General features: G+C 66.5%; 18 protein-coding genes. 10 read left to right on the top strand and 8 right to left on the bottom strand.

Annotated features, from left to right (window positions below):
* Positions 1 to 38: 38 nt before the first annotated feature.
* Positions 39 to 1,376, bottom strand: coding sequence for a dihydroorotase (locus tag ACR9ZJ_RS06260; protein ID WP_481280956.1), 1,338 nt, complete (start codon positions 1,374 to 1,376; stop codon positions 39 to 41).
* Positions 1,369 to 1,575 (bottom strand): membrane protein insertion efficiency factor YidD, encoded by a 207-nt coding sequence (gene yidD, locus ACR9ZJ_RS06255; RefSeq protein ID WP_481287202.1) that lies wholly within the window; start codon positions 1,573 to 1,575, stop codon positions 1,369 to 1,371. The genes ACR9ZJ_RS06260 and yidD overlap by 8 nt, the downstream gene beginning before the upstream one ends.
* A 170-nt stretch (positions 1,576 to 1,745) precedes the next feature.
* Here yidD and dksA point away from each other — a divergent pair, with 170 nt between their 5' ends.
* Positions 1,746 to 2,861, top strand: a complete 1,116-nt coding sequence (gene dksA, locus ACR9ZJ_RS06250) for an RNA polymerase-binding protein DksA (RefSeq protein WP_481287195.1) — start codon at positions 1,746 to 1,748, stop codon at positions 2,859 to 2,861.
* A 70-nt stretch (positions 2,862 to 2,931) separates the two neighbouring features.
* Here the strand turns inward: dksA and ACR9ZJ_RS06245 are convergent, their stop codons facing one another.
* Positions 2,932 to 3,369, bottom strand: coding sequence for a SufE family protein (locus ACR9ZJ_RS06245; RefSeq protein WP_481287194.1), 438 nt, complete (start codon positions 3,367 to 3,369; stop codon positions 2,932 to 2,934).
* Positions 3,366 to 4,745 carry a cysteine--tRNA ligase gene (gene cysS / locus ACR9ZJ_RS06240; protein ID WP_481280953.1) on the bottom strand — a complete coding sequence of 460 codons (1,380 nt, stop codon included), beginning with the start codon at positions 4,743 to 4,745 and terminating at the stop codon, positions 3,366 to 3,368. The genes ACR9ZJ_RS06245 and cysS overlap by 4 nt, the downstream gene beginning before the upstream one ends.
* A gap of 204 nt (positions 4,746 to 4,949) precedes the next feature.
* Here cysS and ACR9ZJ_RS06235 point away from each other — a divergent pair, with 204 nt between their 5' ends.
* From ACR9ZJ_RS06235 to ACR9ZJ_RS06195, 9 genes are all read left to right on the top strand, one after another.
* Positions 4,950 to 5,513 carry a glycine zipper 2TM domain-containing protein gene (locus ACR9ZJ_RS06235; RefSeq protein ID WP_306851298.1) on the top strand — a complete coding sequence of 188 codons (564 nt, stop codon included), beginning with the start codon at positions 4,950 to 4,952 and terminating at the stop codon, positions 5,511 to 5,513.
* A gap of 511 nt (positions 5,514 to 6,024) precedes the next feature.
* Positions 6,025 to 7,059, top strand: a complete 1,035-nt coding sequence (locus tag ACR9ZJ_RS06230) for an N-acetylornithine carbamoyltransferase (protein WP_481280951.1) — start codon at positions 6,025 to 6,027, stop codon at positions 7,057 to 7,059.
* Between the two features lie 42 nt (positions 7,060 to 7,101).
* Positions 7,102 to 8,307, top strand: a complete 1,206-nt coding sequence (locus ACR9ZJ_RS06225; protein WP_426287278.1) for an argininosuccinate synthase — start codon at positions 7,102 to 7,104, stop codon at positions 8,305 to 8,307.
* A gap of 9 nt (positions 8,308 to 8,316) precedes the next feature.
* Positions 8,317 to 9,414 carry an acetylornithine deacetylase gene (locus ACR9ZJ_RS06220; RefSeq protein WP_481280950.1) on the top strand — a complete coding sequence of 366 codons (1,098 nt, stop codon included), beginning with the start codon at positions 8,317 to 8,319 and terminating at the stop codon, positions 9,412 to 9,414.
* Positions 9,404 to 10,720, top strand: a complete 1,317-nt coding sequence (locus ACR9ZJ_RS06215; protein WP_481280949.1) for an acetylglutamate kinase — start codon at positions 9,404 to 9,406, stop codon at positions 10,718 to 10,720. The genes ACR9ZJ_RS06220 and ACR9ZJ_RS06215 overlap by 11 nt, the downstream gene beginning before the upstream one ends.
* Before the next feature lie 6 nt (positions 10,721 to 10,726).
* Complete coding sequence (gene argC / locus ACR9ZJ_RS06210; RefSeq protein WP_481280948.1) at positions 10,727 to 11,674, top strand: N-acetyl-gamma-glutamyl-phosphate reductase; 948 nt, start codon at positions 10,727 to 10,729, stop codon at positions 11,672 to 11,674.
* A gap of 16 nt (positions 11,675 to 11,690) precedes the next feature.
* Positions 11,691 to 12,986 carry an argininosuccinate lyase gene (locus tag ACR9ZJ_RS06205; RefSeq protein ID WP_481287193.1) on the top strand — a complete coding sequence of 432 codons (1,296 nt, stop codon included), beginning with the start codon at positions 11,691 to 11,693 and terminating at the stop codon, positions 12,984 to 12,986.
* 162 nt (positions 12,987 to 13,148) lie between these two features.
* Positions 13,149 to 14,276 (top strand): glutamate 5-kinase, encoded by a 1,128-nt coding sequence (gene proB, locus ACR9ZJ_RS06200; protein WP_481287192.1) that lies wholly within the window; start codon positions 13,149 to 13,151, stop codon positions 14,274 to 14,276.
* 11 nt (positions 14,277 to 14,287) lie between these two features.
* Positions 14,288 to 15,565 carry a glutamate-5-semialdehyde dehydrogenase gene (locus tag ACR9ZJ_RS06195; protein WP_481287191.1) on the top strand — a complete coding sequence of 426 codons (1,278 nt, stop codon included), beginning with the start codon at positions 14,288 to 14,290 and terminating at the stop codon, positions 15,563 to 15,565.
* On the opposite strand, the gene ACR9ZJ_RS06190 is transcribed toward ACR9ZJ_RS06195, so the two are convergent.
* From ACR9ZJ_RS06190 to ACR9ZJ_RS06175, 4 genes are all read right to left on the bottom strand, one after another.
* Entirely contained in the window at positions 15,562 to 16,263 is a 702-nt protein-coding gene (locus ACR9ZJ_RS06190) for a hypothetical protein (protein WP_481287190.1), read from the bottom strand. The genes ACR9ZJ_RS06195 and ACR9ZJ_RS06190 overlap by 4 nt on opposite strands.
* The gene (gene kynU / locus ACR9ZJ_RS06185; RefSeq protein ID WP_481287189.1) at positions 16,260 to 17,537 is read right to left on the bottom strand and encodes a kynureninase; all 1,278 of its coding nucleotides are present in this window, start codon (positions 17,535 to 17,537) and stop codon (positions 16,260 to 16,262) included. Before kynU ends, ACR9ZJ_RS06190 begins: the two co-directional genes overlap by 4 nt.
* 18 nt (positions 17,538 to 17,555) lie before the next feature.
* Complete coding sequence (locus tag ACR9ZJ_RS06180) at positions 17,556 to 18,053, bottom strand: hypothetical protein (protein ID WP_481280942.1); 498 nt, start codon at positions 18,051 to 18,053, stop codon at positions 17,556 to 17,558.
* A gap of 95 nt (positions 18,054 to 18,148) precedes the next feature.
* Positions 18,149 to 19,174, bottom strand: coding sequence for an amidohydrolase family protein (locus ACR9ZJ_RS06175; protein ID WP_481280941.1), 1,026 nt, complete (start codon positions 19,172 to 19,174; stop codon positions 18,149 to 18,151).
* Positions 19,175 to 19,249: the final 75 nt, after the last annotated feature.

Raw genomic sequence — 19,249 nt, 5'->3', positions numbered from 1 at the left:
GGGAAGCACGAGCGTGGCGAACACGCTTGCGAATCGTCTCATCGATCGAACGCGAGACGCTGGCCGCGGATGTTGCCGTCCACGTTCCGGCCATCCCACACGCGCTGGCCATTGACGAAGGTCGCGGCGATGCTGCTGCTGAACGTCGTGCCTTCGAACGGCGACCAGCCGCACTTGGACAGGACTTCCTCGCGCGTCACCGTGTGCCGGCGCTTCGGATCCACCAGCACGAGGTCGGCCGCGTAGCCTTCGCGGAGGAAACCGCGCTTGTCGACGTCGAACAGCTTGGCCGGTGCATGGCTGACCGCCTCGACGACGCGCTCCAGGGTGAGCTTGCCCTCGAACACGCGCTCCAGTGCCGCCTGCAAGGCGAACTGCACCAGTGGCAGGCCCGACGGCGCCTTGTCGTACTTCTGCGCCTTTTCCTCGAGCAGGTGCGGCGCGTGGTCCGTCGCGAGCACGTCGAGCCTGCCCTCGGCCAGCGCCTTGGTGATGGCCTCACGGTCGGTTTCGTCCTTGATCGCCGGATTGCACTTGATCAGGAAACCGAGGCGCTCGTAATCCGGCGCCGCGAAGTGCAGGAAGTGCACGCAGGTCTCGGCGGTGATCTTCTTGCCTTCGATCGGGCCCGGTTCGAACAGGGCCAGTTCGTCGGCGGTGGAGATGTGCAGCACGTGCAGGCGGGTGCCGTGCTTCTTCGCCAGGGATATGGCCAGCCGGGTGGACTTGATGCAAGCCTCCCGCGAACGGATCAGGGGGTGTTCGCGGGCCGGGATGTCCTCGCCGTAGACCGCATGCGCCTTTGCCAGGTTGGCGTCGATCATCGGCGTGTCTTCGCAATGCGTGATGATCGGCGTGGGCGCGTCGCGGAAGATGTGGTCGAGCGTTTCCGGGTTGTCGACGAGCATGTTGCCCGTCGACGCGCCCATGAAGACCTTGATGCCGGGAGCGCTCTTCGGATCGAGCGCGCGGATCGCTTCCAGGTTGTCGTTGCTGGCGCCGAGGTAGAACGCATAGTTGACCACGGAGGTTTCCGCGGCGCGGGCGTACTTCGCCTCCAGCGAGTCGCGGTCCAGGGCGGGCGGCTTGGTGTTGGGCATTTCCATGAAGCTGGTGATGCCGCCGGCGGCGCAGGCGCGGGATTCGCTGGCGATATCGGCCTTCTGGGTGAGGCCGGGCTCGCGGAAGTGGACCTGGTCGTCGATCATGCCGGGCAGCAGCCACAGGCCGGAGGCGTCGATAACCTCTTCGTCACGATCTTTTTCCAGACTCTGCGCGATGGTCGCGATTTTTCCATCGCGGAGGCGGACGTCGGCGGTGAAACGCCGGCCTTCGTTGACCAGTTCGGCGTTCTTGATGAGCCAGGCGTCAGTCATGGGTATGTGCTCCTTGGGCGCCGCAGCGGCGCAGGATGAAATGTTCCGGAACGGGGTCGTGGCCGCCTTCGCAAAGCGGCTGGCAGCGCAGGATGCGCCACGCACCCAGGGTCGTGCCGCGCATCGGGCCGAAGCGCGCTATGGCAACCCGTGCATAATCGGAACAGGATGGATGGAACCGGCATCGAGCCCCCAGCATCGGGCTCAGCCATCGTTTGTACGCAGAGAGCAGGGATAAGAGGAGGCGGGTCACTGTGAGTCCGGTGTCGACCGGCGTAGGGCCAATCGACAGTATCCCAGAAGATAGGTTGCTGGGGTAACGCATCTGGGCTATAACACCCCGCCGCCACGGCCACCGAGGTGAAGGAAATGGCGAAAATTGCTCGTAGTTCCACAGCTGCCAAGGGTGCCGCCAAGAAGGGCGGGGCCGGTGATGTGAAGGCGACCAGGAAGACAACGGCCGCGGTGAAGGCGGCCAAGGCGCCGGCGAAGAAGGCCGTCCAGGCCGCGGTCAAGTCCGTGACGAAGGCGGCCGCCAAGGCAGCCCCGAAGAAGACAGCCGCGCCTGCCAAGAAGACGGCACCGAAACCCGTGGCGAAGAAAGCCCCGGCGAAAGCCCCTCCGAAGGCGGCGCCGGCGAAGACGGCCAAGACGGCGGCGCCCAAGGCGACACCGAAGCCGGCTACGAAGGTGGCCACCAAGGTGGCGGCGAAGACCGTTCCCGCCGCCCCGGCGAAGAAAGCCGCGCCCGCCGTGACCAAGGCGTCGGCGAAGAAGACGCCCGCGACGCCCGCGAAGAAGACATCCGCGGCGCCTGTAAAGGCCGCACCCGCTCCGGTGTCCACGCCGGCGGCCAAGAAGACCGCACCGACCACCCCCGCCGCCGCGCCCGAGAAGGGGCGCACGGCATCGGCCGTTGCCACTGCGACACCCCGGACGGCGTCCGCGGTGGGCAGCTCCACCTCATCCAGAAACGAGAAGTCCGCTCAATCCAGCATGAATAGCACTGCCTCCAATACCGCCGACAACGGCATCACGCGCGAAGACGGCCGCTATGCGCTGCCGGCTTCCACCGTCATCGACCTGCCCAAGGGTTACAAGCCGAACGACGACGAGGAGTACATGAATCCTCGTCAGCTCGCCTATTTCCGCAACAAGCTGAAGGACTGGCGCGAACAGCTGGTCGAGGAATCGCGCCAGACGATGGACAACCTCCGTGAGGAAGTCCGTGACGTGGGTGACGAAGCCGAACGCGCCACGCGCGAGACCGAGAACTCGCTCGAACTGCGTACGCGCGATCGTTACCGCAAGCTGATCTCCAAGATCGACAAGGCCCTTCGCCGGATCGAGGAAGGCCGCTATGGTTTCTGCGAGGAAACCGACGAGGAAATCGGCGTGGACCGTCTCGACGCCCGCCCGATCGCCACGCTGTCGCTCGATGCGCAGGAGCGCCGCGAACACCTGCAGAAGCAGATGGGCGACTGATTCCGTCCTGTTGTGGTTGCGCCACGAGACGGCTCCGCATCGCGGGGCCGTCTTGCTTTCCGGCGTCCGCTCAGCTTCGGGCCAACGTCTCCGCCGCGTAGGCCTTCAACTTCGCGAGCATCGCCGCGAGCCCGTTCGACCGGGTGGGTGAAAGGTGCTTGGCGAGGCCGATCTCTTGGATGAACGAGGGCTCGGTGTCGACGATCTCGCGCGCGGAACGGCCGGAGTAGACCCTCAACACCAGGGCGATCAACCCGGAGACGATGGCGGAGTCGCTGGCGGCGTCGAAGTGCATCCTCGATGCGTCGCCCGATGGAATCAGCCAGACCATCGACTGGCAGCCGTGCACGCGGTTTTCCTCGGTCTTCCGCTCGTCGGGGAAGGGCGGTAGCTGGCGGCCGAGATCGATCAGGTACTGGTAACGCTCGGTCCAGTCACCGAAGAAGGCGAATTCCTCCGCGATCGCGGCCTGTGCTTCGGTGGCCGTGACTTCCATCGGCTCGTTCATGCCTTCACCACGCTCCAGCGCGTGCCTTGCGCGCCGTCCTCGATCGCGATGCCCCATGCCTTGAGCTGGTCGCGGATGGCGTCCGAGCGGGCGAAATCCTTCGCCGCGCGTGCCGCGCGGCGCTCCTCGAGCAGCGCCTCGATGGCGGCCGCGTCGACAGCCTCGCCCGGGTTGCCCTGGCGGAACCAGGCTTCCGGCTCCTGCTGCAGCAGGCCGAGCAGGGCGGCGCCGCCCAGCAGCGCGGCCTTGGCCGGACCGCGTGCCGCGCCGGTGGCGCGGCGGGCCGCATCGGCCAGCTGCGATATCTCGGCCAGCGCCTGGGGCGTGTTCAGGTCGTCGCAGAGCGTGCTTTCGACGGACTCGGGCACGACCGCCTCGCCGGCGTCCACGTCGGCCATGTCGCGCAGGACGCCGTACCAGCCGTCGAGCGTACGTACGGATTGGGTCATCGCGGCTTCGGACCAGTCCAGCGGCTGGCGGTAATGGCCGCGCAGGAGCATGAGGCGCAGCGCCTCCGCAGGGTGCTTGCCGAGCAGCTCGTGCAACTGGAGCACGTTGCCCAGCGACTTGGACATCTTCCGGCCCTCGAACGTGAGCATGCCGTTGTGCAGCCAGTACCGGGCGAAGGTCTTGCCGCCATGCGCGCAGACGCTCTGGGCGATCTCGTTCTCGTGGTGCGGGAAGGTGAGGTCCACGCCACCGGCATGGATATCGATCGTCTCGCCGAGGTGGGCCTCGCTCATGGCGGAGCACTCGATGTGCCAACCCGGGCGGCCGCGGCCCCAGGGGCTGTCCCAGCCGGGGAGGCTCGCGTCCGAGGGTTTCCACAGCACGAAGTCGCCCGGACTCTTCTTGTACGGCGCCACCTCGACGCGCGCGCCGGCCAGCAGTTCTTCCGGGTCGCGCCCCGACAGGGCGCCATAGGCGGGAAACGACTCGACGTGGAACAGCACATGGCCTTCGGCCTCGTACGCGTGGCCGCTGGCGATCAGGCGCTCGATCATCGTCACGATCTGCGGGATGTGCGCGGTGGCGTGCGGCTCGACATCGGGCGGAGCGACGCCGAGGCGGGCCATGTCGTCGCGGTAGGCCTGGGTGTAACGATCGGTGATCGTCGCGATCGGCACCCCGGCGGCGGCCGCGGCGGCATTGATCTTGTCGTCCACGTCGGTGATGTTCCGGGCGTAGACCAGGTTCGGGTAATGCCGGCGGATCAGGCGGGCCAGCACGTCGAAGACGACCGGTGGCCGGGCGTTGCCGATGTGGATGTAGTTGTAGACCGTGGGCCCGCACACGTACATCGTCACCCGCTGCGGATCGAGGGGGGTGAACGCCTCCATGCGGCGTGACAAGGTGTTGTAGAGCGAAATCGGCATCGGGAATCCGTGGACGGGAGCGGCGTGCGGGCCATCCGGAGATGATAGCAAGCCCACCCGGAGGGGACGCACGCGCGGGGCCGGAATCGGTTGACACGGGACGTCATGATTTCGCCCGCCGGTTCTAAGCGTGGATTCAGCGTGAACTTGCTGAAATGCTAGCCAGTAGGCGCCATTCGTGCGCCTGGCTGGAGGTTTTCCTAAATGTCTCGCCTGCTCATCCCCGCGCTCATTCTCGCCCTGTTCGCCACCGGCGTCAGTGCCCAGGACGGTCGCTACGTTCCCGGTCCTCCGGGCCCCGGCCCCTCCGCGGGCCCGGACGACAATACCCATTACGGCTGGGCGGACGTCCTGCGCGTCGACCCGGTGTACGGCGTGGCCCGCATCGAGACCCCGCGTCAGGAGTGCTACGACCAGCCCGTCGTCCGCCGTGAATCCAGCGGCAACAGCACGGCAGGCACCATCCTCGGCGCCGTCGTGGGTGGCGTGCTCGGCAACACCGTCGGCAAGGGTGACGGCCGCAAGGCCGCCACGGTGGTCGGTGCCGTCGCCGGCGGCGCGGTCGGCAACGGCATAGCCCGCAATGGCGACCGCACCTACGAAAGCACCGAAACGCGTTGCCGTGATGTCAGCTCGGTGTCCGAGCAGCGCCGCATCGCCGGCTACGACGTCGAATACCGCTATCGCGGGGAGGTCTACGTCTCCCGCCTGAACTACGATCCGGGCGAGCGCCTGCGTGTCCGCGTGAGCGTGGCGCCGGCGGACTGACCTCCGTCCCGCCTCTAAACAAGAAAGGCCGCGAGCGATCGCGGCCTTTTTTGGTTCCCGGTTTTGGTAGGGGCCTTTTGATTCCGGTGGGAATCCTTGGGTACCGGTGGGAGCCGACCTTGTCGGCGATCCCGCGGCAGCGGGCCGGGGTGGGGCAAGCACCCTTCGCCGACAAGGTCGGCTCCCATCTGGAGCTCTCCCGCCTGAGCTCTCCCGCCAGGGAGAACCGGGCGTGTTGCGCGCCGCACCAAATCCCGGCATGATCGCGGTTCCACCTTTCCAGACCTTGCCGTGACCCACGCCGTCTACACCGCGATCGTCCTTACCAGCGCCCGTATGGCCGCGGGAATGACCTCGCGTGCTCGTCGACCGTACATCGGACCACTGGCCGGGTAGGCTGTCGCGCGCGTTTCATTCGTACCGACTAAAAACCCGGCCATGCGCCGGGTTTTTTTGTTTTTCATTCCTCTCTCCTTCACGGCCCCGCGGCCACCGACCGAACTGGATTGCCATGACCGTTCGCCACTTCCTTTCCACCCAGGACTACAGCCGCGCCGAACTCGACGCCCTGCTTGAGCAGGCCGCGGAGTTCAAGCGTTCGCCACAGGGCCAGCAACTGGCCGGCAAGTCGATCGCGCTGATGTTCTTCAACTCGTCCATGCGCACGCGAACGAGCTTCGAACTGGGTGCCTTTCAGTTGGGCGGACATGCGGTGGTGCTTTCGCCAGGCAAGGATGCGTGGCCGATCGAGTTCGAGGTCGGATCGGTGATGGACGGCGACACCGAGGAACATATCGCCGAGGTGGCCCGCGTGCTCTCGCGCTACGTGGACCTCATCGGCGTGCGCGCCTTCCCGAAGTTCGTCGACTGGTCGGTGGATCGGCAGGACAAGGTGCTGGCGGCCTTCGCGCAGTACGCCACCGTGCCCGTGATCAACCTCGAGACGATTACCCATCCGTGCCAGGAACTGGCCCACGCACTGGCCCTGAGGGAGCACCTGGGCGACCTGCAGAACAGGAAATACGTCCTGACCTGGACCTACCACCCGAAGCCGTTGAACACGGCGGTCGCCAATTCGGCCTTGTTGATCGCGACGAAGATGGGCATGGACGTGACCTTGCTGTGCCCGACGCCGGAATATGTCCTCGACGAGCGATACATGGCGTTCGCCAGGAGCAACGCACGTGAGAACGGCGGTTCGCTGCAGGTGTCGCACGATATCGAGGCGGCCTATCGCGGGGCGGATGTGATCTACGCGAAGAGCTGGGGCGCCATCCCCTACTTCGGCCGCTGGGACGAAGAGAAGGCGATACGCGACGCCAACAAGCATTTCATCGTCGACGAGGCCAAGATGGCGCTGACCAACAACGGTCTTTTCAGCCATTGCCTGCCACTTCGCCGGAACATCAAGGCGACCGACGCGGTGATGGACTCGCCGGCCTGCATCGCCATCGACGAGGCCGAGAACCGCCTGCACGTGCAGAAGGCGGTCATGGCCTCGCTCATCTCACAGTCGTCGGGCGTGAAGTCCGGCCTCGGTTTCTGATTCATCTTTCCCGATCGTCCATCGCTTTCCTTCGGAGCCAGCATGTCCAGCAAAGATATCGTCCTCGCCTTCTCGGGCGGCCTCGACACCAGCTTTTGCGTCCCTTACCTCATCGAGCGCGGCTATGCGGTGCATACCGTGTTCGTCGATACCGGCGGCGTCTCGTCCGAGGAGCGTGAGTACATCGAGCAGCGCGCCCATGAGCTGGGCGCGGCCTCGCACCGCACCGTGGATGCCGCCCAGGCGATCTGGGACAGCTTCGTCACTCCGCTGATCTGGGCCGGGGAGTTCTACCAGGGCCAGTACCCGTTGCTGGTGTCGGATCGCTACCTCATCGTGAAGGCCTCGCTCGAACGCTGCGACGAACTCGGCACGAAGTTCTTCGCGCACGGTTGCACCGGCATGGGCAACGACCAGGTCCGCTTCGACCTGACCGTGAAGGCGCTGGGCGACTACACCATCGTCGCTCCCATCCGCGAGATCCAGCGCGAGCACACCCAGGTTCGCGCCTACGAACAGAAGTACCTCGAGGACAAGGGCTTCGAAGTGCGCGCCAAGACCAAGCACTACACCATCAACGAGAACGTGCTCGGCGTGACCATCTCCGGTGGCGAGATCGACGCATGGGAGATCCCGGGCGAAGGTGCCGTGGGCTGGTGCGCGCCGCGTTCCGAATGGCCGTCCGAACCGTTGCGGATCGAACTGGGTTTCGAGAAGGGCACGGCGGTGTCGCTCGATGGCAAGCCGGCGTCGGGTCCGGAGATCCTCGGTTTCCTCAACCGTGAGCTGGCGAAGTATGGCGTCGGCCGCAGCATGTACACAGGCGATACCAACATCGGCCTGAAGGGGCGCATCGTGTTCGAGGCGCCCGCGCTCACGGCGTTGCTGACCGCGCACCGCGCGCTGGAGGAAACGGTGCTGTCCAAGCAGCAGAACCGCTTCAAGCCCGAGATCGGCCGCAAGTGGACCGAGGTGGCGTACGAAGGGTTCTTCAACGATCCGGTCAAGACCGATCTCGAAGCCTTCCTCGTCTCCACCCAGCGCAAGGTCGACGGCAAGGTGATCATCGAGACCCGCGGTGGCACCGTCTACGCGGTGAAGGTGGAGTCGAAGAACATCCTGCAGTCGGCCAAGGCGACGTATGCCCAGGCCGCCGACTGGGGCGTGGCCGAGGCCGAGGGCTTCATCAAGCTCTACGGCATGAGCTCCACGCTCTGGGCGGAAGTCGACCGCGCCAACGGGAACTGATCCGTACCCATGGATACGCTACTCAAGGACACGCTCACCCATCTGCGCGCGCTGGTCGGCTTCGACACGCGCAACCCGCCACGAACCATCGGCACCGACGGGATCTTCGATTATCTGCGCGCGAACCTTCCGGGCTTCGACGTGCGGGTGACGGATTTCGGTGCCGGTGCCGTGAATCTCTACGCCGTGCGCGGTACGCCCCGCTACCTGTTCAACGTGCACCTGGACACCGTGCCCGATTCCCCGCACTGGACGGCCAGCCCGTTCGAACTGCGGGTGACGGAAGACCGTGCCATCGGCCTCGGCGCATGCGACATCAAGGGTGCCGCGGCCGCGCTGGTCGCGGTCGCCAACGCCTCGCAGGGCGACATGGCATTGCTGTTGTCGACCGACGAGGAAGCCAACGACGCGCGTTGCATCGACGGCTTCCTGAAGACGCCGCGCGACTACGAGGCGATCATCGTCGCGGAGCCGACCAAGGGCGAGGCCGTGCTGGCGCATCGGGGCATCCATTCCGTGCAGATGCGGTTCCAGGGCAGGGCGGGCCACGCCTCCGGCGAGCAGAAGCCCTCGGACAGCGCGCTGCACCAGGCGATCCGCTGGGGAGCCGCCGCGCTCGACCACGTGCAGGCGCAATCGCACGAACGCTTCGGCGGCCTCACCGGCCTGCGTTTCAATATCGGCAAGGTCGAGGGCGGCATCAAGGCCAACGTGATCGCGCCGACGGCGGATGTCCGTTTCGGCTTCCGTCCGTTGCCGTCGATGGATGCCGACCACCTGCTTGAAGCCTTCCGCACCCTCGTCGAGCCGCATCCTGTCGAGTACGGCGAGACGTTCCGTGGCGATTCGTTGCCGGCGGGCGACACCGCGACGGCCGAGGCGCGCCGCCTGGCCGCCCGCGACCTCGCCGATGAACTGGGTATCCCTGTCGGCAACGCGGTCGATTTCTGGACCGAATCCGCGCTGTTCTCGAAGGCCGGCTACACCTCCTTCGTCTATGGCCCCGGCGATATCGCGCAGGCGCATAGCGCCGACGAGTGGGTCGCGCTCGACCAGCTGGCTCATTACGCCCAGACCATCCATCGGATCGTGGACAGTGGACTCTAATAAACATACCCGCAGAACCATCGTGCGCCTGCTGTCCTCCATGGGTAGCGCACGCGAGATACAGCAATACCTGAAGCGCTTCTCGCAGCTGGACGCCGCGCGGTTCGCCGTGGTGAAGGTCGGTGGCGCGGTGCTGCGCGACGAACTGCCCGACCTCACCTCGTCGCTGTCGTTCCTGCAGCAGGTGGGCCTCACGCCCATCGTGTTGCATGGCGCCGGTCCGCAACTCGACGAGGAACTCTCCGCGGCCGGCATCGAGAAGAAAACCGTCAACGGCCTGCGGGTGACCTCGCCGGAAGCACTGGCGATCGTCCGTCGCGTGTTCCAGGCGCAGAACCTGCGCCTGGTGGAAGCACTGCAGGAAGCCGATACACGCGCCACCTCCGTGCCCTCCGGCGTGTTCACGGCGGACTTCATGGACCAGGCGACCTTCGGCCTCGTGGGCCGCGTGCGCGCCATCAACCTGGCTCCCATCGAGGCCAGCCTGCGTGCGGGTTCGATCCCGGTGATCGCCAGCCTGGGCGAGACCGATTCGGGGCAGATCCTCAACATCAACGCCGACTTCGCCGCGAACGAGCTGGTCCGCGTGCTGCAGCCGTACAAGATCGTATTCCTGACCGGCACGGGCGGCTTGCTCGACGGCGACGGCAACGTCATCGATTCGATCAACCTCTCGACCGAATACGAGCAGCTGATCCAGCAGCCGTGGCTGCACTCGGGCATGCGCCTGAAGATCGAACAGATCAAGGACCTCCTCGACGACCTGCCGCTGACCTCGTCGGTCTCGATCACTAGGCCGGCGGAACTGGCCAAGGAACTGTTCACGCACAAGGGTTCCGGCACGCTCGTGCGCCGTGGCGAACGCGTGCTCCGTTTCGAGTCGTGGGAGGGCGTCGACCTGGCCCGCATGCGGCAGCTGATCGAATCGAGCTTCGGCCGTACCCTCGTGGACGACTACTTCGAGCGTACCGACCTCTACCGTCTCTATGTCTCGGAAAACTACCGGGCGGCGATGGTGCTGACCGCGGAGGAAGGGTTCGCCTACCTGGACAAGTTCGCGGTGCTCGATGAAGCCCAGGGCGAAGGTCTCGGGCGCGCCGTATGGCAGGTGATGCGGGACGAGAATCCCCGGCTGTTCTGGCGGTCGCGTCACGGCAACGTGATCAACCATTTCTATTACGCGGAGTCGGACGGCTGCTTCAAGCAGGCCCGTTGGAAGGTCTTCTGGTACGGCCTGGACAATTTCGCCGACATCGAACGTTGCGTCGCGCATTGCGCCACGCGCGAACCCACCCTGCAGGACTGAACGCTCATGGCCAAGAAGACCATCGGCATCGTCGGCGCACGCGGTCATACGGGCGCGGAACTGATCAAGCTCATCGCCAGCCATCCGGGCCTGGAACTGGCTTTCGTGTCCTCGCGCGAACTGGACGGCCAGCGCCTGGCCGATCATAGCGATGCCTACGAGGGCGAACTCACCTATGGCAACCTCGATCCCGCCGCCGTCGCCGCGGCGGCGGCCGACGTGGTGATCCTGGCCCTGCCCAACGGCAAGGCCGCTCCTTACGTGGAAGCGATCGACAAGGCCGCGGTCGCGACGGTGATCGTCGACCTCTCCGCCGACTATCGCTTCGACGAGCGCTGGTATTACGGCCTGCCCGAGTTGTATCGCGATCGCTGGCGCGGCGAGAAGCGCATCAGCAATCCGGGGTGCTACGCCACCGCGATCCAGGTATCGATCGCGCCGGTGAAGGACCTGCTGGCCGCGCCACCGGTCTCGTTCGGCGTGTCCGGCTATTCCGGGGCGGGCACGACGCCATCCGACCGCAACGATCCGGAGAAGCTGCGCGACAACCTGATGCCGTATTCGCTCACTGGCCACATGCACGAGAAGGAGGCCAGCCGCCACCTTGGCCTGCCCGTGGAATTCATGCCGCACGTGGCGCCGCACTTCCGCGGCCTGACGGTCACCACCAACCTGTACCTCGCCAAGCCGGCCAAGCGCGAAGAGATCGTCCGCCGCTTCGAGGCACGCTTCGAGAAGGAAAAGCTGGTCCACGTGGTGGACGAGGCGCCGTGGGTGAGCCAGGTGGCGCATAAGCACCACCTGGACGTGGGTGGATTCGCCCTCTCGGCCGACGGCCGTCGTGTCGTCGTGGTCGCCACGCTGGACAACTTGCTCAAGGGCGCCGCCACGCAGGCGATGCAGAACGTCAATCGCGCGCTCGGTTTCGACGAGCTGACCGCCATCCCGCTCTAAGCGGAAGGAATCCACCATGACCCAACCGCTCTGGCAGAAATCCGATACACAGGTGGACGCGCGCATCATGCGTTTCCTCGCCGGCAACGACGTCGTGCTCGATCGCGAATTCTTCCTGTACGACATCACGGCGAGCAAGGCGCATGTGGAAGGCCTCGCCAACATCGGCGTGGTGTCCATGCAGGAGCGCGATGCGCTGCTGCGGGAGCTCGATATCCTCGCGGCGGATTTTTCGGCGGGGGCCTTCGTCCTCGACGAGCGTTTCGAGGATGGCCATTCGGCCATCGAGGCGCGCCTGACCGAACGCCTCGGCGATGCGGGGCGGCGGGTGCATACCGGGCGCAGCCGCAACGACCAGATCCTGGTCGCCACGCGATTGTGGCTGAAGGAAAAGCTCCTGGCGCTGGAGTCGCTGTGCCGTCGCGTCGCCGAGGTCTGCCTCGACCGTGCCGCCGGCGAACCGTTGCCGATGCCGGGGTATACGCATATCCAGCGGGCCGTGGTGTCGTCGACCGGCATGTGGTTCGCCGCGTTCGCCGAAGCCTTCATCGACAATACGCTGCGGGCCCGCCAGGCCCTGGAACTGATCGACGCCAATCCGCTTGGCACGGCGGCGGGGTACGGGGTGAACATCGCTCTCGACCGCGCGCATACGACCGCGGCCCTCGGCTTCGGACGGATGCAGGTCTCGCCGATCTATGCTCAGCTGTCGCGCGGGAAATTCGAGATGGCCGCGCTCGATGCCGTCGGTACCGCGCTGCTCGATACGCGTCGCCTCGCGTGGGATCTCTCGCTCTTCACCACGGCGGAATTCGATTTCGTGAAGCTGCCGGCGGAGTACACCACCGGCTCCTCGATCATGCCTAACAAGCGCAATCCGGATGTCGTGGAACTGTTGCGTGCCAGCTACGCCAGCGTGGCCGCGGCGCGCACCGAGATCGAGCAGCTGCTGTCGTTGCCTTCCGGCTACCAGCGCGACCTGCAGCTTTCGAAGGGCTCGCTGTTCCATGGTTTTTCCATGGGGCTGGGCGCACTCGAGCTGCTGCCGGACATGCTCGCCCGTTTCGAGTGGAAGGCGGACAGGATGCGTGCGGCCATCGAGCCGGCGATGTATGCCACCGACGTGGCGATCGAGCAGGCGGCGGCTGGCGTGCCCTTTCGCGACGCGTATCGCGCGGCGGCGGAAACGGCGGCCTCGGCCGGTGACGGACGCACACCGGAATCGAGCCTGGCAGCGAGGACCTCGCCGGGGGCGGGTAACGCTTTGATGCTGGATATGTTGCGGGCGCGATTGGCCGCCTTGGCCGGCTGAGGGCGGCCATCGCCGACAAGGTCGGCTCCCACCAGGCTGCCGCGACCAGGGTGGCTTCGACCAGGGTGGCTTCGACCAGGGCGCATCGGCTCCCACCAGGGCACGGTGACCGGCATCGTTCGGTGGGAGCCGACCCTGTCGGCGATAACGAGGGTGCGAATCATGACCAGATCGACCGGCTTCACCGAACAAGCGCTGCCTCCCTGGCGCCGTGCCGTCCTCAAGGTCGGCAGCAGTCTGTTGACCGCGCCGGGTGGCGCGCTCACCGGTACGTATGCCGAGGCACTGGCGGCCTTCGTCGCCCGCAGTCGCGAGGCCGGCCGCGAAGTCGTCATCGTCTCCTCCGGCGCGGTGGCGGCGGGACGCGGCCTCGCCACGCCCGAGCGCGGCGCGGGCCTGGCCGGACGACAGGCATTGGCCGCGCTGGGCCAGACGCGGCTGATCGCCCTCTGGCAGGGGTTCTTCACCGACTCCGTCGCCCAGGTTCTGCTCACCCACGACGACCTGCGCAACCGCCGTCGTTATCTCAATGCCCGCTCGACGTTACGTGAACTCCTCGCCCTTGGCACGATCCCGGTCATCAACGAGAACGATACCGTCGCCGTCGATGAACTCAAGCTAGGCGACAACGACAACCTCGCCGCCATCGTCGCCGCGCTCGTGGACGCGGACGTGCTGCTCATCGCCTCGGACATTGGCGGCCTATACACGGCCAATCCCCGCATCGATCCGGACGCGCGGCCTGTCGACGATGTCGCCGAGGTCACGCCCGGCCACTTGGCCAGCGCGGGTGGCGCGGGCAGTGCGGCGGGTACCGGAGGCATGCGGACGAAGCTGGAAGCGGCGATCAAGGCCGCGGCGGCCGGTATCGAGACCGTCGTGTTCGATGGTCGCGATGCCGCCTGCGTGGGCCGCCTGGCGTCGGGCGTGCTCACGGGAACCCGCCTGCGCGCGCCGCGAAACCGCCTTGCCGCGCGCAAGTACTGGCTGCGGCATACGCCCGCTGGAGGCCGCATCGTCGTGGATGACGGTGCCGCGGACGCACTTCGATCGCGTGGTGCGTCGTTGTTGCCGGGCGGTGTCATCGGTGCCGAAGGCGAGTTCGCGCGAGGCGATGTCGTCGAGATCGGCGACGGCCACGCCGTATTCGCACGAGGCGTCTCGCAATATGCCGCCGGCGACGTCCGCCGCATCGCCCGGCGCCATACGCGGGAGATCGACGGCGTGCTCGGCTACAGTTACGGCGAGAGCGTCGTGCACCGCGACGATCTCGTGGTCCTTCCCGAATGAGCGAGGTCGCCATGCCATCTTCCCTGCGTGAACGTGCGATCGCCTGCCGGGACGCCGCCTCCGTGGTGGCTGGCCTGGATACGGCGGCGAAGCGGCGCCTGCTTCACCGGATGGCCGATGCATTGGCTACCGATGCGGCCCTCGTCATCGCGGCGAATCGACGCGACATGGACGCGGCGGTGGCGAACGCGACGAGCGGCGCGATGCTCGACCGCCTGCGCCTGGACGAAGGGCGTGTCGACGCCATCGTCGGCGCCATCCGCGAGGTGGCCACGTTGCCCGACCCCGTCGGCGTGATCACCCGTCGCGAAACGCGGCCCAACGGCATCGTCGTCGAGCGCGAACGTATCCCGCTGGGTGTGATCGCCATGATCTACGAAGCCCGTCCCAACGTCACCGCCGATGCCGCCGCCCTGTGCCTCATGGCGGGCAATGCGGTGATCCTGCGTGGCGGATCGGATGCGATGCATTCGAATGTCGCCATCGCCCGGGCCCTGTGCCGGGCGTTGCGGGAAGAGGGCGTGCCCGAGGCCGCATTGACGCTCCTGGAGGATCCCCGTCGCGAAACGATGGTGGAACTCCTCCAGCTCACCGATATCGTCGACCTGGCCATCCCGCGTGGCGGCGAGGGGCTGATCCGCTTCGTTGCCGAACATGCCCGCGTGCCCGTCATCAAGCACTACAAGGGTGTCTGCCATCTCTACGTCGACGTGGATGCCGACAAGGACCTTGCGTTGCGCTTGCTCATGGATGGCAAGACGACCCGGCCCGGCGTATGCAACGCGCTGGAAACGATGCTGGTTCATCGCGATGTCGCCGCCTCGTTCCTGCCGCGGGCTATCGCGCGCTTGCGTGAACAGGGGGTCGAAGTACGCGGCGACGACCGTGTCCGCGCCGTGGTGGCCGATGTCGCCACCGCGACTGAAGACGACTACGCCGCCGAATTCCTCGACCTGATTATCGCGGTCCGTGTCATCGATGACGTCGACGAGGCGATCGCGCACATCCGCCGATACGGCTCCGATCACACGGAAGTGATCGCGACGCGGAATGGAGCAACCGCCGAGCACTTCGTGCATTCACTCCGTTCGGCGGTCGTCATGGTCAACGCCTCGTCGCGCTTCAGCGACGGGGGCGAGCTTGGCCTCGGCACCGAGATCGGCATCTCGACCACGCGCTTGCATGCCTATGGCCCGATGGGCGCCGAATCGCTCACGGTCGAGCGCTTCGTGGTGCGTGGGGAAGGGCAGGTGCGGCATCCGCCCGGACCAGCCAGGGAGGGCGGTTAAGCCGGCCGCCCAAGCTCCGCACGGATACGTTCCGAGACATCCATCATCGCGTACCACGCGCGTTCGATGGCATCCGCCAGCGCATTCCGGTTCAGCGCGACCGTCTCCGCACGTCCACCTTCATCGGGCGTGTATTCGATCAGCACGCGCTCGCCATCGATCCATGCCTGTTCCCCCGCGAGGAACAAGGGATCTTCGAAACTGCCCATGCCGGGTTCCAACGGCATGGCGAACGCCGTGCGTGTATCGCGCGGAGCGTCGCGCAGCAGTTCGAGGGCGCGCGGAAACGAGCCGTCCTCATCGTCCAGCTCCAGGTTGACGCGGTCGAGGCGCGGGCCCGCGAACAGTTCCACCGAGCCCATGAAGATGGCATGCGTGGCATAGCCGTCCAGCCGCACGCGAGGCTGCTTCAGGACCTCACGAAGCGCGGCCACATAGCGATCGCACACGTCCGGGTTTTCGCGCAGCCATTGGCTGCTGACATCGTCGATGGCGGTCTCGTAGCCATTGGCCTTCGCCTGGATGCCGGGATGGCTGAGGCTCGCGGGGCGCGCGGGCAGGGCGACGGGAAAGCCGCCTGCCTTCAGTCCCAGCAGCACCCGCCCGGGCACGACACGCAGCCAGTGCGTGACGCCCTGCGCCGCGAATCCGCTGCCGCGTTCGCTGTAGGGCGAGGGATAGATATCGCTTTCACTCATGCCTGCGAGCGCCATGCTTCGATGGCTTCGACGGCGCCCAGGCAATCCGAGTAGCGGTTGTAGAGCGGCGTGGGCGAGAGGCGTATCACGTCCGGTTCGCGCCAGTCGCCGATGACGCCTTGTCCTTCCAGGTATTCGAACAATGCGCGTCCCGCGTCGCGCCCGGCGCGCACGCGCACCGACAATTGCGCACCGCGCCGCGCCGGGTCGTTGGGAGTGACGATGTCCAGCGCATCGTCGAGGCGTGCGCGGATCAGCCAGTCGAGGTAGGCGGTGAGCCGGCGGCTTTTTTCGACGAGGCGCGGCATGCCCGCGCGACGGAATACATCCAGCGAGGCACGCAACGGCGCGAGCGCCAGGATGGGCGGATTGGAGATCTGCCAACCGTCCGCGCCCGGCGTGGGGACGAATTGCGGGCCCATCTTGAAGCGCGTGTGTTTGTCGTGGCCCCACCAGCCCGCGAAGCGCGGCACGTCCGCATGGGCGTGCCGATCATGGACGAAACAGCCGGCGACCGCGCCAGGGCCCGCATTGAGGTATTTGTACGTGCACCATATGGCGAAGTCCGCGCCGCTGTCGTGCAATGCCAGCGGCAGGTTCCCCACGGCATGAGCGAGGTCGAAGCCGACGACGCAACCTCGCGCGTGGCCGAGGCGCACGATCGATGCGAGATCGAAAACCTGGCCGGTACGATACTGCACGCCCGGCAACACGATCAGGGCCACGCGATGGCCGTGCTCGGCGATGGCGCGCTCGATCGCCGCCATGGATAGCGTGCCGCCGGCGCCGTCGGGCTGGATTTCGATCAGGTCGGCGGACGGATCGAAACCATGGAAACGTACCTGGGACTCCAGGGCGTAACGGTCGGTGGGGAAGGCCCCGGCTTCCATCAGGATCGCCGGCCGCTCCGCCGTGGGGCGGTAGAAACTGACCATCATGAGGTGCAGGTTCACCCCCAGGGTGTTCATCGCCACGACTTCATGCGGTTGCGCACCCACGACGTCGGCCATCGTCTCGCGCACATACTCGTGGTAGTGCATCCACGGCGAGCGCCCGCGGAAATGGGCTTCCACCGCAAGCTCGGACCAGTCCGCGAGTTCCGCCTCGATCGCGGCGCGCACGCCCTTCGGTTGCAGGCCGAGCGAATTGCCACAGAAGTACAGCGTGTCGCGTCCATCGTGGGACGGAATGTGGAATTCTCCGCGGAAGTCGCGCAGCGGATCGGCGGCGTCCTGGGCTTCGGCCCACGCGCGCGTCGCTTCGAAAGCAGTCATGAACGATAAGTCCAGGGATCAGGAAGGCATGTGGGCGGCCACGTCGGCGCAACCCTTGTCGAACGCCGCGCTGAATTTCGCGTCGCCGGCAGGACGGACGCAGCGCAACTGGATCGCGTAGCCCTTGCTGTAGAAATAGCGCTCGAAATAGTCGAGCTTCACCGATCCTTCCTTCGCCGTGTAGACGTTCTCGGTCGGTGAATTCGCTTTGCCCGGCGCGTATTCGGGCAAGGCCGTGGCATGGCTGCGCAGGTTGCCGGCGAACTGCTGGAAGCCGTTGAGGTTGGGTACCTTCTGCACCGCGATCGAGACGCGGGCCAGGGTCGCGTCGGCGGCGCTGGAACCGGGTACCTGGAACACCTGGGTTTCCTTCTCGCCCTCGGACTGCATGATCGGGACCCAATGGTCGGGTACCGCGAAGCGGATATCCCCGCCCGCCATGGAGACATCGGCCGCGTAGAGGGCGGGGCTCGCCAGGACGGAGGCGATCAGGAGGGCACGCAAAGGGCGGTTCACGATGAGGGGTCCCTGGAGATGGCGGCGCTGCCGCGTTACCAGCCGCATTCTTGCACAGCGGCCGTCGGCGCATGGCGCAGGCGCTGTGCTCCCGGTCACGCCACGGCGGCTACCGCCTGGAAACGCGTCTTGGGCACGCCGAGCCATTCCAGGGCGGTGCCGTGGAACAGGCGGGCTCGCGCGGTGTCGTCGAGGCCGAGGGCCTCGATCCCGCTGCCGGGTTCCTGCTCGCCCAGCGGGAAGGGATAGTCCGTGCCGAGCATCACCCGGTCCGTGCCCGCGGTTTCCAGCAGGTAGCGCAGCGCGGCGGCGTCGTGCACACAGGAGTCGAAGTAAAGGCGCGACATGTACTCGCGCGGGTTCCGCGCGTTGTCGGTGGCGACGAGGTCCGGACGCATGCGGAACCCGTGTTCGATGCGGCCGATGGAGTAGGGAAAGCTGCCACCGCCGTGGGCGAGCATGATCTTCAGCTCGGGCAGCCGTTCCAGCACGCCGCCGAAAATCAACGCGCAGGCCGCGCGCGATTGCTCGGCGGGCATGCCGACGAGCCACGGCAGCCAATACTTGGGCATGGAGTCGGTGCCCATCATGTCCCAGGGATGGACCAGGATCGCCGCGCCGAGGTCGGCGGCGGCTTCGAAGAAGGGGAACAGCTCCGGCGCATCGAGGTTCCACGCGTTGCAATGCGAACCGATCTGCACGCCCTGCAAGCCGAGTTCGTCGATGCAGCGTTCCAGTTCGCGGATGGCCAGGGCGGGCGACTGCAAGGGCACCGTGCCGATGCCGGCGTAGTGGCGCGGGTGTGCTTCGCACACGGCGGCCATGGCATCGTTGAGGTGTGTGTGCAACTCCAGGGCCTGGTGGCCCTTGGCCCAGTAGCAGAACATCACCGGTACGGTGGAGACGACCTGCACGCCGACGCCGAAGCGTGCGTAGTCGGCGATACGATGCCCCGGGTCGAAGGCCGAGTCCCATACCTCGCGGAAGAACTTGCCGTCCTTGTAGATCCGGTGGTGACCGCCGGAATGGGTCATCACCGGAAAGCGGTCGTCGCCGTGGCGGGCCGCCAGATCGGGCCAGTCACGGGGCAGGATGTGCGCGTGGGTATCGATCTTGAGCATGGGGTCGAGTGTAGCGCCGGGGGCATGACGGGGCCTCTCGCGGTGCAACAAGCGACCGCGACGGGTGGTGGCCGG

This window comes from Luteibacter sp. KNZ12-1A (assembly GCF_056755675.1).
The sequence above is the reverse complement of the archived record's forward strand: the minus strand, read 5'-3'. Positions and strand labels throughout refer to the sequence as shown.

Excerpts from the sequence above, each read along its gene's own strand:
- ACR9ZJ_RS06260 (WP_481280956.1), bottom strand. The coding sequence starts at position 1,376 with ATGACTGACGCCTGGCTCATCAAGAACGCCGAACTGGTCAACGAAGGC.
- ACR9ZJ_RS06175 (WP_481280941.1), bottom strand. The coding sequence starts at position 19,174 with ATGCTCAAGATCGATACCCACGCGCACATCCTGCCCCGTGACTGGCCC.
- ACR9ZJ_RS06225 (WP_426287278.1), top strand. The coding sequence starts at position 7,102 with ATGTCCAGCAAAGATATCGTCCTCGCCTTCTCGGGCGGCCTCGACACC.
- ACR9ZJ_RS06230 (WP_481280951.1), top strand. The coding sequence starts at position 6,025 with ATGACCGTTCGCCACTTCCTTTCCACCCAGGACTACAGCCGCGCCGAA.
- ACR9ZJ_RS06220 (WP_481280950.1), top strand. The coding sequence starts at position 8,317 with ATGGATACGCTACTCAAGGACACGCTCACCCATCTGCGCGCGCTGGTC.
- ACR9ZJ_RS06195 (WP_481287191.1), top strand. The coding sequence starts at position 14,288 with ATGCCATCTTCCCTGCGTGAACGTGCGATCGCCTGCCGGGACGCCGCC.
- kynU (WP_481287189.1), bottom strand. The coding sequence starts at position 17,537 with ATGACTGCTTTCGAAGCGACGCGCGCGTGGGCCGAAGCCCAGGACGCC.
- ACR9ZJ_RS06245 (WP_481287194.1), bottom strand. The coding sequence starts at position 3,369 with ATGAACGAGCCGATGGAAGTCACGGCCACCGAAGCACAGGCCGCGATC.
- dksA (WP_481287195.1), top strand. The coding sequence starts at position 1,746 with ATGGCGAAAATTGCTCGTAGTTCCACAGCTGCCAAGGGTGCCGCCAAG.
- ACR9ZJ_RS06190 (WP_481287190.1), bottom strand. The coding sequence starts at position 16,263 with ATGAGTGAAAGCGATATCTATCCCTCGCCCTACAGCGAACGCGGCAGC.
- ACR9ZJ_RS06235 (WP_306851298.1), top strand. The coding sequence starts at position 4,950 with ATGTCTCGCCTGCTCATCCCCGCGCTCATTCTCGCCCTGTTCGCCACC.
- proB (WP_481287192.1), top strand. The coding sequence starts at position 13,149 with ATGACCAGATCGACCGGCTTCACCGAACAAGCGCTGCCTCCCTGGCGC.
- argC (WP_481280948.1), top strand. The coding sequence starts at position 10,727 with ATGGCCAAGAAGACCATCGGCATCGTCGGCGCACGCGGTCATACGGGC.
- cysS (WP_481280953.1), bottom strand. The coding sequence starts at position 4,745 with ATGCCGATTTCGCTCTACAACACCTTGTCACGCCGCATGGAGGCGTTC.
- yidD (WP_481287202.1), bottom strand. The coding sequence starts at position 1,575 with ATGCTGGGGGCTCGATGCCGGTTCCATCCATCCTGTTCCGATTATGCA.
- ACR9ZJ_RS06205 (WP_481287193.1), top strand. The coding sequence starts at position 11,691 with ATGACCCAACCGCTCTGGCAGAAATCCGATACACAGGTGGACGCGCGC.